The organism is Chryseobacterium sp. T20 (assembly GCF_047345655.1).
Taxonomy (GTDB): Bacteria; Bacteroidota; Bacteroidia; order Flavobacteriales; family Weeksellaceae; genus Chryseobacterium.
Map to the genome: position 1 here is coordinate 38473 of NZ_JBLFDU010000008.1, position 15083 is coordinate 53555.

Annotated in this window: 12 protein-coding genes; 4 read left to right on the forward strand and 8 right to left on the reverse strand. The window is 32.6% G+C overall.

Annotated features, from left to right (window positions below):
• Positions 1-49: 49 nt before the first annotated feature.
• Positions 50-2173, forward strand: coding sequence for a Tex family protein (locus tag ACMA47_RS17225; protein WP_413930770.1), 2124 nt, complete (start codon positions 50-52; stop codon positions 2171-2173).
• 46 nt (positions 2174-2219) lie between these two features.
• Positions 2220-2855 carry an HAD family hydrolase gene (locus ACMA47_RS17230; protein ID WP_413930771.1) on the forward strand — a complete coding sequence of 212 codons (636 nt, stop codon included), beginning with the start codon at positions 2220-2222 and terminating at the stop codon, positions 2853-2855.
• 86 nt (positions 2856-2941) lie between these two features.
• Here the strand turns inward: ACMA47_RS17230 and ACMA47_RS17235 are convergent, their stop codons facing one another.
• Positions 2942-4396, reverse strand: a complete 1455-nt coding sequence (locus ACMA47_RS17235) for a hypothetical protein (protein WP_413930772.1) — start codon at positions 4394-4396, stop codon at positions 2942-2944.
• Between the two features lie 941 nt (positions 4397-5337).
• Here ACMA47_RS17235 and ACMA47_RS17240 point away from each other — a divergent pair.
• Complete coding sequence (locus ACMA47_RS17240; RefSeq protein WP_413930773.1) at positions 5338-5775, forward strand: transposase; 438 nt, start codon at positions 5338-5340, stop codon at positions 5773-5775.
• 190 nt (positions 5776-5965) lie between these two features.
• Here ACMA47_RS17240 and ACMA47_RS17245 read toward each other — a convergent pair whose 3' ends face one another.
• The 7 genes from ACMA47_RS17245 to ACMA47_RS17275 form a co-directional block, all read right to left on the reverse strand.
• Positions 5966-7369, reverse strand: coding sequence for a LuxR C-terminal-related transcriptional regulator (locus ACMA47_RS17245; RefSeq protein WP_413930774.1), 1404 nt, complete (start codon positions 7367-7369; stop codon positions 5966-5968).
• A gap of 103 nt (positions 7370-7472) precedes the next feature.
• Positions 7473-7916 carry a hypothetical protein gene (locus ACMA47_RS17250; RefSeq protein ID WP_413930775.1) on the reverse strand — a complete coding sequence of 148 codons (444 nt, stop codon included), beginning with the start codon at positions 7914-7916 and terminating at the stop codon, positions 7473-7475.
• Positions 7917-7963: 47 nt separating this feature from the next.
• Complete coding sequence (locus tag ACMA47_RS17255; RefSeq protein WP_413930776.1) at positions 7964-8173, reverse strand: hypothetical protein; 210 nt, start codon at positions 8171-8173, stop codon at positions 7964-7966.
• 1148 nt (positions 8174-9321) lie between these two features.
• Positions 9322-10893, reverse strand: coding sequence for a M28 family peptidase (locus tag ACMA47_RS17260; RefSeq protein ID WP_413930777.1), 1572 nt, complete (start codon positions 10891-10893; stop codon positions 9322-9324).
• A gap of 189 nt (positions 10894-11082) precedes the next feature.
• Positions 11083-12231: a carboxypeptidase-like regulatory domain-containing protein gene (locus tag ACMA47_RS17265; protein ID WP_413930778.1), complete on the reverse strand. Its 1149-nt coding sequence runs from the start codon at positions 12229-12231 to the stop codon at positions 11083-11085.
• A gap of 218 nt (positions 12232-12449) precedes the next feature.
• A complete protein-coding gene (locus tag ACMA47_RS17270; protein ID WP_002978882.1) occupies positions 12450-12626 on the reverse strand; it encodes a histone H1 in 177 nt (58 codons plus the stop codon).
• Between the two features lie 307 nt (positions 12627-12933).
• Complete coding sequence (locus tag ACMA47_RS17275) at positions 12934-14349, reverse strand: PLP-dependent aminotransferase family protein (RefSeq protein WP_413930779.1); 1416 nt, start codon at positions 14347-14349, stop codon at positions 12934-12936.
• A 117-nt stretch (positions 14350-14466) separates the two neighbouring features.
• On the opposite strand from ACMA47_RS17275, the gene ACMA47_RS17280 reads away from it, so the two are divergent.
• Positions 14467-14982 carry a hypothetical protein gene (locus tag ACMA47_RS17280; RefSeq protein ID WP_413930780.1) on the forward strand — a complete coding sequence of 172 codons (516 nt, stop codon included), beginning with the start codon at positions 14467-14469 and terminating at the stop codon, positions 14980-14982.
• The last annotated feature ends 101 nt before the right edge of the window (positions 14983-15083 follow it).

Sequence of the window (15083 nt, forward strand, 5' to 3'; positions counted from 1 at the left end):
TCATTTTTTCCATTCCAAAACCCTATTTTAGCTATCCGAAAACAGAACAATGACGACCGTAGAATTTATACAGAAACAGCTCAATATTTCTGAAAAGAGCATCAACAATACCTTACAACTATTATCTGAAGACTGTACCATTCCTTTTATTTCCCGTTACCGAAAAGATAAAACCGGAAACCTTGATGAAACGCAAATCGAACAGATCTCAAAAATAAGCAGGCAATTTGATGAAATTGTTAAGAGAAAAGAATCTATTTTAAAATCAATAGAAGAACAGAATGGATTGACTCCTGAACTTCAACAGAGAATAGAAGAAAGCTTTGACATCCAGGAGCTGGAAGACCTTTATCTGCCTTACAAAAAGCGTAAGAAAACCAAAGCTGATACAGCCAAGGAAAAAGGACTGGAACCTTTAGCTAAAATCATTATGAGCCAGAAAAGTAATGACATTCAGTTTCTGGCTTCAAAATACCTGAACAATGATGTAGCCTCTGAAGAAGAAGCGCTTCAGGGTGCAAGAGACATCATGGCAGAATGGATTAACGAAAACATGTACGTTCGTAAGAACCTTCGCAGACTATTTCAACGCAAAGCAGTAGTTACCTCCAAGGTTGTAAAAGCTAAAAAAGACGAAGAAGAAGCCCAGAAATTCTCCCAATATTTTGAATGGGAAGAAAGCCTTAGCAGAACACCTTCTCACAGACTTCTTGCCATGCTCAGAGCAGAAGCAGAAGGTTTTGTAAAAACAAATGTAGGAATAGACAAGGAAGAAGCCATTGATTTTATTGAAAAAGCCATTATCAAATCTAATAATGAAAGTTCTGAACAAATTGCACTGGCCATAAAAGATAGTTATAAAAGACTTCTGGAACCTGCTATTTCAAATGAAGCCTTACAGGAAGCTAAAGAAAAAGCAGACAAAAAAGCCATTGAAATTTTCTCTGAGAACTTAAGCCAACTCCTTCTTGCTCCGCCTTTGGGAGAAAAGAGGATTCTGGCAATAGATCCCGGATACAGAAGCGGATGCAAAGTAGTATGTCTGGATGAAAAGGGAGATTTATTACACAACGAAACTCTCTACCCTCACGCTCCGCAAAATGAAAGTGGAATGGCTATGAAAAAGATCCGTTCTATGGTGAATGCTTATAATATCGAAGCAATTTCTATTGGTAATGGAACTGCAAGCCGCGAAACAGAATTCTTCATTAAAAAAATTGCTTTTGATAAACCTTTGCAGGTCTTTGTAGTTTCAGAAGCAGGAGCATCCGTTTATTCTGCAAGTAAAATTGCAAGAGATGAATTCCCGTCGTATGATGTAACGGTGCGTGGAGCAGTTTCTATCGGAAGAAGGCTTTCTGATCCGTTGGCGGAATTGGTGAAAATTGATGCTAAATCCATCGGGGTTGGGCAGTATCAGCATGACGTAGACCAGACCCAGCTGAAAAATGAGCTGGATTCTACCGTGATGAAATGTGTAAACTCTGTGGGAATTAATCTAAATACTGCCAGCAAATCACTATTAAGTTATGTTTCCGGAATCGGAGAAAAAATGGCAGAAAACATTGTGAATTACCGTACTGAAAACGGTGCTTTTGAAGATAGAAAACAGCTGAAAAAAGTTCCAAGACTTGGAGAAAAAGCTTTCCAGCAAGCCGCTGCTTTTGTAAGAATCGCAAACGCCACAAACCCCTTAGATAACTCTGCTGTACACCCTGAAGCTTATGGAATTGTTGAGAAAATGGCAAAAGATTTAGGTATTAAAACCAATGAACTGATAGCCAATAAAGAAAAAATAGCCCTGCTAAAACCCGAAAACTACATTACAGGTGAAGTTGGAATCTTAGGAATTAAGGATATTTTAAAAGAACTTGAAAAACCGGGACTAGATCCAAGAAAAGCAGCCAAAGTATTTGAATTCGACCCGAATGTTAAAAGCATTAAAGATTTAAAAGCAGGGATGATTCTTCCAGGAATTGTCAATAATATTACCGCTTTTGGATGTTTCGTGGATCTTGGAATCAAAGAAAGCGGACTGGTTCATATTTCTCAGCTGAAAGAAGGATTCATCTCAGATGTAAACGAGGTTGTAAAACTTCATCAACATGTTCGTGTAAAAGTAACAGAAGTGGATGAAGCAAGAAAAAGAGTCCAGCTGAGTATGATTTTGTAATTTTTAAATATTACCCTATTTAAATTTAAACCACAAATTAATCATTTTGAAAACAAAGAATCTAATCTTCGATCTGGATGGAACATTATGGGATTCCAGAGCAACGATCATCAAAATATGGAATGAAGTATTGGGCAAACATCAGCTGATCAAAAAAGCACTGAAACCCGAAGACATGGATCAGTATATGGGACTGTTAGCCCATGATATTGTAAAAGATATTATTCCCGGCATTTCGGATCTGCAAGCCAAAGAAATCCTTGCTGAAATTGTAGCCGAAGAAAATAAAACACTTCACTTACAAGGTGGGATTTTATATGATGGCGTAGAAGACACTCTAAAGAGTCTGGCCAACACTTATTCCCTTTTCATAGTGAGCAACTGTCAGGATGGGTATATTGAATCATTTTTAGATTATTATCAATTCAATGATCTGTTTGTTGATTTTGAGTCTCACGGACGAACCAAAAAAAATAAATCTGAAAACATACGGCTTCTTATGGAAAGAAATCAATTATCTACTGAAGATTCCGTCTACATTGGCGATACTCAAACCGATTATGATTCAGCAAACTCCAACAAATTACCATTTATTTTCTGTACATATGGATTTGGAAAGCTATCCGATTCCCAATATGAACCGGCAATTCTTACCTTTACAGAACTGAAACTTCACATTTGAATATAAAATAAAAGGCTTCCCTTCAAGGCAGCCTTTTGTTTTTGCCTACTATCTTTTTACAAATTCACTTAGACTAATCAAAAGTATCATCTGGAATTTAAATTTTGTAAGAAAAAGTAAATATCCACATCCGATGGAATATCTAATTTTTTTCGTAATCTATTTTTCTTTGTTTGTACTGATCTGTGCTGCATAAATCCATATTGAGCAATTTCTTTAGAAGAAAAACCCAGCTGTATCATGGCACAAAATGAAAGTTCGTTGGTTGATAGTTTTGGGTTAATTTCCAAAAGCCTTTCAACTAACTCAGGATAAGCATTTTGATATTCATTAAAAAATAAAGGATCATTTTTCCTAGCTAAAGATACAAGCCTTTCATCATCAACAGACATCTTTTTTATTAAAAATTCTGTCTCTAATTCTTTCTCCTCTATGATTTTACGTTTTCTGGTAATTCTTTTATTATAGACATAATATACAATGATAATAATGACAAATAATGAAAAAACGATTACGTTATACAGCATGGTTGAGTTCTGTTGCTCTATATCTTCTTTCTCTTTTTCCCGAGTCATTTTATCAACAGAATTATTTATGGATTCATCCCATACCCTTCCCAGACTATCATTTAATCTAGCATATCTCTCCAGATAATCTTTTTCCTTGGAGGCATTGTTTAATTTTTTATAGGTCTTGGCAATAGTTTGATATAATATGGGAATCTGATAAACTCTTCGGGTTTTTTTGAGTATTTCCACTGATTTAATATAATAGTCTAATGCCGAATTATAATCCTTTTTTTCAAATAAAAAATTCCCATAATAAAAATAAGTAAGAGACCTCTGAGGATCCCAGTAATCTCTTTTTGTTAAAAGAGAAAACGCTCTGTTAAAATACACTTGTGCCGAATCCTCATTTCTACCAAAAAGCAGATAGTGGTTCGCAATCGTGGAATTGATAACGGGCGTAGGTTTTACATCTAAAGCTTTATGTAAATAAATTAATGAAGAATCGATAGAATTTGTTTCTCTTAAAAAGTCGGCCCTGTTAGCATACACCAGAGATAAAATTTCTCGATCATGTTGATCCTTTATTTGTTTACCATAATAAATGGATCTGGAATTATACTTAACTGCTTTTTTATAAAGTCCTATTACATAATTAGCCTGACCATACTCCTGATATAATTTCGTATGTAAATAATAATCATCAATTCCTTCAAGGTTTTCTTCAGCAACCTGTAGGTATTTGAATGCTTTTTCATACATTCCGACAGTCGCATAAATATTACCCAAATTAATATATGAAAGGATCTCCCCTTTTTTATAATCTTGCTTTTTACTGATATTGCAAAATTTATTATTAAGGTCAATCAATTCCTTTTTTCTACCGCTTATTCTTAAATCCTCATTAACTCTTATCAGCATACTGTCTATATATTGAGGAGTATATGCCTGAGAATAGAGCAACGTAGAAAATGAAAGATATATCAGGATGCTTACCAATATTTTCAAAAATTGATTAAGCTTTAGTGTTTGCATAATAAATTAATAATAAGTTTCAAGCGGACAAAAAATTAATATCAATCCTTAACACATAAAATAAATTAACAGGATATGATAATAAATTTTCCATCCAAATTATACATTACAATTTTGTTGCCATAAAATTAAATAAAATAAAAATATTCACAAAATATCTATAAAATTATTATTAAATTTAGTTAAAACATAAATATATTCATTACAATAATCACCATATAATGATTAATAGCAAAATCATTAATAAAATAATAATTAAATATATAAAATTCACCATTTATTGATTTATATAACATAAACTCTTTGATACCGGAAACAATCTGATAAATTTGTTTTTTAATCTAAAACTCCATGATCCTACCCAGGAAAGTTCTTTCATCATCTAGAATCCCCCTATTACCAAGCTAAAAATTGATTGATGTATATTTGATGTAGCTAAAAATTTGTCTACTTAAAATATCAGACATAAATTTAAATCAAGAAAATTTATTAGCATTACTTGACATATAAAAACAAATATATTGCTAGATTAACAACTTGGCTAAAGTTTTTAATTCTTATAAAAAAAATAACTCTTTTAATATTTTAATAACACAATCAGTTTTCATTTTTGATTTTACAAAGATCTATAATGCTGATCAAAGTTGCTACTCCCGTTTTTCGGGAGTTTTTTTATCTATATACATTTGATAAAAAAATGATGTACTTATGCTGTATGACTATTTGATAAAAGAAAAATAATCCATGCTAAATTTGAACAAAGCAAAAATGATGAAAAAATTTCACTCTTATTTATCTTCTCAAGTAGGAATTAAGATTGTCTATCTATAATTATGACAATATTCACTATAATTCAGACCCTTTTTGACATCGACCCAACAAAATCCTAAGGTCTTAAAATTTTTGCGAAAATAAATTTTAATCATATAATACCGTTTATTTTGAACTTTAAACAAATACATATTGGCAGCATTATTAAAGCTAAGTTTCAGGAAGAAGCATTGGACATGCAGAGAGCATGTAACTTTATGAAATGCACTGAATCTGAAATTGAAAAAATGTTCCTTGAAGAAGATCTGACAACTGATAAATTATTGAGGTGGAGCAAGCTGTTAGAATATGATTTTTTCAGAGCTTACTCACAGCACCTTATACTATTTTCGCCTCCTAAAAAGGAATTTCCTGCTGATGCTTCTCATAAAAAAACATCTTCTTTACCTGAGTTTAGGAAAAATATCTACACGAAGGAGATCATAGAATTTATTCTGGAACAAATTGAAACAGGAAAAAAAACAAAGCTGGAGATAATAAATGATTATAAAATCCCAAAAACTACATTATATAAATGGATAGCAAAGTATACAAATAAAGACATCTGAGGCATCAATTTATGTTTTTGTATAGTTATAATTAGTTTTATACCCTAAAAAATAGGCTCTTAAAAAAAACAATATTCAATAAAAATGCAAAAAAATAGACTAAACTTTTTAGTCTATTTTTTTGAAAAATGAGGAATTTAACTACATTACCTGCATTCCTTACTCTGAATAAACAGGGATGAATAGTTCGCTATTCATCAGAAAGACTTTTAAAGAAGAAATACAGGTCAACATCTGAAGAAATATTTAACTTTTTCCTAAGCCTGTTCTTTTTATTCTGAACGGACCGATGTTCCACAAAAGTATATTGTGCAATTTCTTTTGATGAAAATCCCAACCATATCATTGCACAAAACGACAAATCAGATTTTGATAAATTAGAATTTATCGTAAGCATTTTTTTAACAAAGTCCGGATACGCTTCCTGAAATTTATTGAGAAAATTAGGATCGTTTTTTTTAGCCAAATCAATAATACAATCGTAAGAATTATTGAGTCTTTCTCTTAAAACATCCGTTTCAAATTCCTTCTGTTTTATGATGTTTTTATTCTTTTGATAATGGATATAAACAAAAAGCAAAATAACAATAAGACAAAAAACTACAATGTTATAAACTAAAAATATATTCTTCTTTGAAATATTTTCTGATTCTTTTTCTCTTATAATTTCATCGATTGAAGTATTTATACTTTCATTGCAGGTCCTGCTCAAACTATCTTTTAGTTTAGTATACTTTTCAAGATATTCTTTTTCTTTCTCCTCATTATTTAACTCACCATAAGTACTTGATATTGTTTTGTAAAGCAGAGGAATATTATACACCCTCTTGGTTTTCTCTAGAATGGCAATAGATTTTTCATAATACAACAATGCTTTTTCAGGCTCTTTATTTTTATTTAGAAAATTACCATAATAGTAATAGGTCTGCCCTCTTTGAATATTCCAGTAATTCATTTTCTGCAATAGCTTCAATGCATTATTTAAATAATATGAAGAAGAATCCATATTTTTTTTATAAACCATATAATGATCTGCTATCAATGAATTAATTACCGGGCTTGATTTTATTTTTAATGCTTTGTGCAAATAAATGAGTGAGGAGTCATCCTGGTGAATATTATGCAGAAAATCTGCCCTATTTGCATAAATACCTGATAATATTTCCTTTTCGTCATGATTAGAAATCATTTTACCATAATAAATAGACTGTGCATTGTATTTCAAAGCTTTTATGTATAAACCAATAACATAATTCACCTGTCCATACTCCTGATAAAGTTTTGCGGATAAATAAGCATTATTAATTTTTTTGATTTTCTTTTCAGCTTTATGTAAATAATAAAAAGAATTTTTGTAATCACCTATAGTTGCATAAATATTAGCAATGTTGATATAACCTAAAATCTCCCCTTTTAGATAATTCTGATTTTTGGAAATAGTAATATATTTTTCATTTAAAGAAATTAACTCTTTTTTCTGACCTCTTATTCTAAGATTCTCGGATTTAATTATTAATGCGTTATCTATTTGCCCTGGAGTATAATTTTGCGAATATAAGACAGTGAAAATAGACAGACAGGTAAATACCATCATTAAAAATTGAAATATTCTTTTTATACTCGCTCTGATCATATTGTATATTCAAATACTGTTCTGTCAATACTAGATTGAATTGATACGGAAATATTTCCCTTTATTATTCTTTTATTTTATGAAAAATTATTTTTTTTGAATTTGGTTTTTGAATGATAATAATTGTATTGGGAATAGTCATAAAACCACGTGGAGCACCTTCAACCACTTTATAAGAATACACTGTATTCCGCTCATTTTCCTGAAGACTTACAGGGATAATTTTCACTTCCAAATTGGTTTTAGGGTAAATGAGAGCAAGTACATTTTCTTTTGAAAAATCAATAGGCGTTGGTTTTCCATCGATACCCATTGTTGTTGCAGCCCCAAAAAACCGTTCAAACTCATCCTGTGAACTAATTATTTTTTCAGTAAAATCTTTATTATCATAGGTATTTTTAACAAAATATTTCCTTGCTGGTTGATAAGGAATATCTTTTTGAGCATTATTTACAGTACACGAAGAAATCAATAGCGTACTTATTAAAATTATGATGATATTTTTCATTATTTATTTATTATGTGTAAAAACTATACTAATCACCTATCAAAATTTTAGAGAACATTATTCTGGACGGCAAATTCGGATCCTGCTGCTTGCATGATGGAGCTATTAGAATTAGCTCCCAGTTCTACCCCTGCATTAGAGGCATCAACTAGTATAGCTGGTTGTGTAGGATTTCCTGCTATATCCAGAGTGATTTTAGTACCAGTAGTATTAATCCCGACTTGGGAATACGTATCCGGAGAATACAATACTAACAAGGTTAATACATTCTTTTTTTCCATACTATACTGCTTTTTGTTTCGTCGTAAAAGTATAAAATAAGCATTGCGATGTATTAAATAAGACATACATCACAGATACAGCACTGCGAAACACGCATGGTTTCAAGTAAATAACTTTGATTTATTTTGAGAAGTAATTAACTTATACTGACAATAGATTTTCGTCTGTTTTTATCATTTAAAAAAAGCTGTATAAATGATGTATCTAAAATTTTGCAGTATATCGAGTAGAAAATATACTTTTACATGAAAACACAAACAATCAAGACCAAATACTAGAGTCGTAAGCAGCATTAAAGAACAAAGCTATTGTAAAGTTGAAAAGCAGTTTACTTTATTATTTTCAAATATTGAAAGCATTCTTATGATTGGTTGAGACACCCTCTTTAATTCATTTATGAACTCTAGTATTTATTTGTATTCAAACACAGCTCACTAAAAAAGACTATAAATTGCTAAAATTGACATCACGATATTAAAAATGAATCATCACAAACAATCCCCCTCAATAACACCCGATTACAAAAGAATTTACAGTGATCTTGTTGACATGAAATATCCGGAGAAAAAGCAGGAGTGTGCAAAAATTTTATCGAAGAAGAATCTGTCATCGTTTGATGTGATAGAAATCAACAGGATTATATTTAATTATAACCAAAACATTAAGGCTAATCAGTCACACCGCTCTTATAATAAGGAAACGATCTATAAAATTCTTGAATATCAAAAAAAGAATTATCTTAATAATACGCAACTCGCTCTACATTTTAAACTGAGTCGCAATACCGTTGCAAAATGGAAAAATTTATTTAATATTTAATCAATTCACATCCTCTATACATTTATTATGAAATCTATTCCTGATTAGAATAATATACTTTTTATAGTCTATTTAAAGTATATACATCACATTAAGGATAACAAAAATCTTATCACTTCCCTATTTAGGTTTAAGTTATGAGAAACATTCTATTTCTTTGAAAATTCATAATAAAAAAAACCGTTATTGGCTAACAACAGATATTATTTAACTATAAAATAAATGTTTTAGCTAATAACGGTCAAAAAAGAATAGGACATCAGAATATCACATCTATTCTTTTCTTGTTTTCAAATAAAGAAAACTATTTATAATCTTTAGAGCTTCTTCTTGGCTCTTTTACTTCCGGCCATTTTACAGTCTCTCCTTTTTCATCCTGGGGCATTACTCTTTTTTCCCGGTTACTGAATTCAGGATCTTCGGATGCCATATAAGCTAATGCAGCAGTTAAAATCACATTATTTTTGACCTCATCAAAAACGATCTTATCATAAGTATCTTTCGTTGTATGCCCGGTATATCCAAAATAGCCCCAATTCAGAGAACCTAGAGAAATTCCTGGTACTCCTGCTGCCACGAACGAAGCATGATCAGAACCTCCTCCGCCAGGCATTCCCGGAAAGTCAGTTTTAATATGACCTCTTACTGCTTTCGGAACACCATCAAGCCATCTTCCTACGTAATCATAAGCCTTTACAAATCCTTGCCCGCTGATATTAACAACACGTCCTGTTCCGTTATCCTGATTAAAAGCAGCCTGTACTCCTTTAATAATCTGAGGATTATCCATCACAAAACCTCTCGAACCGTTTAGTCCCTGTTCCTCACTTCCCCAAAGTCCGATGACAATAGTTCTTTTATTATTCGGATAATATTTTTTTAGAATTCTCATGGTTTCCAGCATAGTGATTGTGCCGGTTCCATTATCTGTAGCTCCCTGAGCTCCGTCCCACGAGTCAAGGTGAGCTGAAAGAATCACATATTCATCAGGCTTTTCCTTCCCTTTGATCATTCCGATTGTATTAAAGCTTTTGGCTTCAGGAAGCACTTTTGACTGAGCATCAATTTTGATTTTAGGCTGAGTCCCTTTTTCTGCCATTCTATAAAGCATTCCATAGTCTTCCACATCGATATCAATCATTGGAATTTTACTGGTTTTTGCTCCAAATATTCTGTTAGCTCCCATAATACCGGTCCAGTTTGAAATGGCAATACCTGCCGCCCCAGCTTTTTCCAATGCCTCAGGAAGCGTGTTATTATCATACCCGATGTTCTTTATAAAAGCAGTAAAATCTTTGGCAGCCTGTTCTTTTTCAGCTTTAAGTTTTTCATACAATTCAGGAGTGGCAAATTCTTTAATCTGCTCATCAGAACGTCCGATTTTCTGATACTGTGCCATCAATACAATTTTTCCTTTCACAGAAGGAAGCCATTGATCAAATTCATCTTTAGAAGATACTTTTGGAAGAATAATCACTTCTGCCTCAATTGCTTTTTTAGTAGCCGGACTCCATGCCAGTTGCGTTGCGGAAAGGGATTTTACGCGCGGATACGTCATATCAACATGAGTGGTTCCTCTTTGCCATCCTTTCCAGGTTCCGAATTGTTGAAGATTGGCATCTACTCCCCATGAACGAAGTTTATTGGCACTCCATTCGTTTGCTGCCAGCATTTCGGGAGTTCCTACAAGGCGAGGCCCGATCCCATCCAGCAGTTCAGATGCCAGATTTTCCAGCTGGGAATTATTATTTACTTCATCTACAAAACTTTTTACGATAGGGTTAAGCCTTTCTTTTGGGTCAACCTTTACCTGAGCCCATGAAAACTGAGCAGCCAGCACTACGGCAGGCACTGCAAAAAATCTATTTATCCTCATACTATTTATTGATTGGTTTAAAGATAAAAGAAATTAGGGAAATGATGAAAGATTAAGCCTAAAAAAGAGACTTTCCGATTATATTATTAACATTTTCATCCAAAATAAATAATAAAATTCCGAAAGCAGCCATAATCAATAAAAAAAGACCATCAATATGACAGTCTTGTGATCTTTAGAAATGACACTTTATTTTTCATTGAGAAACGCCTGTTCCTCTTTGGAAAGCAGTGTTGTCCCAGCTTTTTCTTCTTTTACAGGAACATTATTCCAGATACTGATATTAAAATCGACCTTCGGATTAAGTCCTTTCTTATTGGTTTTGGTAAAAGTAGTATAGATAATTTCACGACTGAATTTCCTTACATGGGTCTCATCTTTATAAAAAACGGTAAAACCATCTCCTTCCAACTTCGTCAATGCAGGTACGTAGACACCGCCTTTTTTATAAAAATCAAAAATCAGTGTGGCATCACCAAGTTTGTACTGAAATTCTCTTCCATCTGTTGTCGTTTTCTTCATGGTAGGAAAATCTGTCTGATAATAATGCGTTTCAAAATAAGTAATCACTTTATCTGCTTTATTATATTTAAATTCGCCTTTCATCTGAATTCCTCTTACGGACTCTATTTTAAAGGTAATCAACTGTTCATCGCCTTCCTCAAAAATCAACCTTCCGCTATATTTACAATCCTTCATTCTCAAATGCTGGAGTGTTCTGTAAAGTTCATAATTCAGGAAGAGGTTTCCTAGATATTCATGTGAAAACTCATTGGTTTTTCCCGTGAAAATACTATCAGTATTTACTTTCTTCAGATATTTAACGTTATTCAGCTGCATCTGAAGGATTTCATCATAGTTTTTACGAAAACCATCTTTAAAATTATATTGATTATTTTTCATCCAGAACTTGGCTTCTGCAATGACCAGAAAGTAGAGCTTATTATTATCAAAACCTTTTTCCTTGTATACAACGTCATAAAGAGAAGGATCATCATAATATTTTTTATGATAGTTTTTATTGATGTCTTCAAATATTTTTTTGATATCTACATTGATGATTTTGATCTCATCAATATTTTTATAGACAGGTTTAAGTTTTACCTGAGCGTTAAAGGCTTGTAATTTCTCTTTTTGAAAACCCGAAGCAGAAACTTCAAAATTAACAGCATCTGAGTTCACTGGAGCAAAACCATCTTCATTGGTATAAATGATTTGATCCTGAAGGATAATTCTTGCATTCGGAATAGGATTTCCATTTTCGGAATCCACTACTCTTAATTTCTGTGCAGAAAAAAAACCGAAAAAGAAAATGAATAGAAGATAAAAGGGCTTCATGGCTATTTGTTATATTAGTTTTTATTAATAACACAAATATAAACCTGTAAGTATATAGAAGAACAGAAGTTTAGTACACTTTAATACTATTTAACACTAAATATTTAATTTCAGCAAAATACATTCTAAAACTGGGAGTTTTTAACATATTTCATATTAAAATACTTTTTGTATTCCGGAAATAAAAAAACCGGCTTCAAAAGCCGGCTAAAGGTGAATTATTTCTTAGCTTCTTCTACAGAAACTTTTCTGAATTCTTTGAACAACTTGCTTAGTTCTAAAGCTGCTTTACGAGCTCTTGTACCAGCTGCTTTGTTTCCTTTTTCCGCTTGTTGGTTTGCCTCAGTTGTGAACGCTTCAAATTCTGCGTTGATTTTTTCAATTAGTTCTTTCATTTATTTAAAAATTTAGGCTGCAAATATAGGTTTTATGGTGATTCCAGCCTAATTGTGTTGAAAAAAAATGGTGGATTTAATCATTTTTTCTGAGTCTTTCTTAAATTCAATTTAATTTTTAAAATAAAATCAAATTATTGTAGAAAATCAGCCACGTGTCTGGAGTTTATATACAGAAGAAATCAATATTTAAATAAACCACTCAGAATCAATAAGAATCAACAAAAACAGCAAACGAAATTCTCTTAAAAAAGCTTATTGACAAGGCCATTTGATTTCCTTATCATACTTAATTATTTTTAACGGTTCAAAACTGTAGTTCTTTTACTCTCCTGCCTGCATTTTTTAATAAAACAATGCTTTCAGAAGTAATTCTTTCAGCAAAAACAATCCTGAAATGGTAATGGTATTTATCAGTGAACGAAAAGGTATTTCCGGGAGTAAACAGAATCTGATGCTCTTCACAATACTGATAAAACCTTTTCATATCCGTATTCTCAGGAAGCTTTCCCCAAATACTGTAACCTCCTCTTGGTCTGTGAAAATAAGAACCTTCAGGAAATGACTTTCTTAAAATATCCAATACCTGAACAGCCTGCTGATTGAGTTTTTTCCGGAATACCCGAAGGTGTTTTTCATAACTGTTTCCCTGTAGCAGCTTCAGAACCAGTTCCTGGTAAATGGGAGAAACCGTGCGCCCTAAAGCAAATCTTACTCTTTCGGATTTTGCATAAAAGCTTCCGGCATGTAACCAGCCTAAACGAATTCCTGGAGCTAACGTCTTTGAAAAGGATGAATACGTCATCACGATTCCCTTTTTATCAAAGCTTTTTATACTTTGTGGTCTTTGTTCTTCAAAATAAAGATCGGAATACACATCATTCTCAATAATACAGAACTGATGCATTTCTGCAATCCTCAGAATTTCTTTTTTTATTCCATCATTCATTACAACACCTGTGGGATTATGAAAATTGGGAGTCGTTACAAGAGCACGGATCTTATTTTCCTTACAGATCTTTTGGAAATATTCAGTATCAAAGCCTGTTTTATAATGCACAGGAATCTCAATGACTTTCAGTTCGAGATGAGCAAGCACTTCCAATACAGAAAACACACATGGACTCTCAACAGCCACTACATCTCCTGCTTTTGTAACAGATTTCAAAGCAATTGTAAGGGCTTGCAGAGCACCATCAGTGATAATTATTTCGTCTGGATTTAATATACAGCCATAAGTTCCCATTTGTTTTGCAATATGTTTCCTTAATGGCTCCAGTCCGTTTGAAGGATAATACCTGAGCAATGATGCTCCTTTCTCGCGAATGACTTCCTGCATTGTTCTGAGAATAAGCTTTTGCGGAATCAGAAGATCTCCGGGTACTGCTGTATTGAAAGAGCTGAATTCTGAAGTTCTTTTGGAAGTAAGCATCATATTTTTCATAAATACCTCATCCCTCACAACGGCCGGAAGCTTAGTTTTTATCTCCGGAATATTTTCCTCCTGAATTCCTGTGACAAAATAGCCAGACCGTGGATTACTCCTGATCAACCCTTTGATCATAAGGTATTCAAATCCACTTTGCACAGAGCTTGTACTCAGTTTGTATCTTTCTTTGATGTCACGAACGGAAGGAAGCCTGTCATTTTCCTGTAAAATTCCACTGTAGATCTGCTTCTCTATTTCCGCCGTAAAAACTTCGTACTTATAAGGTTTCATCATATCACTTCAACTGTACTGAACAAATTTACAAAAATACCTTTCTGTACCGATGATATTTTAGTGAACTGTATCCTTTTTGAATGGATTAATCTTATAATTTTGAATAAAAAAAATCCCATGGATATCATTTCAAAATTTACAGTCGGTTCTGAAGAGGGAATTTCTGATCTTATAACCATTATCGATTCTTCCGTTTATACATTGTACAAAGAGTTTGTAAGTGAGGAAGACATCAAAAAATATATTCAGCATGAAATAGATCCGAGAAAGATGATCAACGATCTGAATGATCTTTCCAACCAACTGATTATGACCTATGCCGACCAGAAGCCAATCGGATACAGCATTATAAAAAGCGGTTCTTTACACCCAGGAATCCCTGAAGGGAAAAGAGCTACAGAAATCAGTTTTGTAATTCTTTCAGAGTTTGATTCTCCGGAAACAAGACAGTCTCTTTGGAAAAAATGCAGATCAGCAGTAAGCTTTACGGATATTATATGGATCAATATATTGGATCATGATCCGCTTTCAGGCTTTTTAAAAGAGTCTGGTTTTATAGCTGCAGAAAGTTCGAAGACAGGTCCTTTTCAACTGCCATCGCATATTTTGGAATTGGAAATTAATAAAGGTTAATTTAATTATTTTCGCCCGCAGATTTCACAGATTTGCACAGATAGTTTATAATAAATAGTTAGTTACTTAGTATTGATAATATTGAACAAAGCTATGATTAC

Coding starts and splice junctions, on each gene's coding strand:
- ACMA47_RS17225 (WP_413930770.1), top strand. CDS start 50: ATGACGACCGTAGAATTTATACAGAAACAGCTCAATATTTCTGAAAAG.
- ACMA47_RS17235 (WP_413930772.1), bottom strand. CDS start 4,396: ATGCAAACACTAAAGCTTAATCAATTTTTGAAAATATTGGTAAGCATC.
- ACMA47_RS17245 (WP_413930774.1), bottom strand. CDS start 7,369: ATGATGGTATTTACCTGTCTGTCTATTTTCACTGTCTTATATTCGCAA.
- ACMA47_RS17250 (WP_413930775.1), bottom strand. CDS start 7,916: ATGAAAAATATCATCATAATTTTAATAAGTACGCTATTGATTTCTTCG.
- ACMA47_RS17260 (WP_413930777.1), bottom strand. CDS start 10,893: ATGAGGATAAATAGATTTTTTGCAGTGCCTGCCGTAGTGCTGGCTGCT.
- ACMA47_RS17265 (WP_413930778.1), bottom strand. CDS start 12,231: ATGAAGCCCTTTTATCTTCTATTCATTTTCTTTTTCGGTTTTTTTTCT.
- ACMA47_RS17270 (WP_002978882.1), bottom strand. CDS start 12,626: ATGAAAGAACTAATTGAAAAAATCAACGCAGAATTTGAAGCGTTCACA.
- ACMA47_RS17275 (WP_413930779.1), bottom strand. CDS start 14,349: ATGATGAAACCTTATAAGTACGAAGTTTTTACGGCGGAAATAGAGAAG.
- ACMA47_RS17280 (WP_413930780.1), top strand. CDS start 14,467: ATGGATATCATTTCAAAATTTACAGTCGGTTCTGAAGAGGGAATTTCT.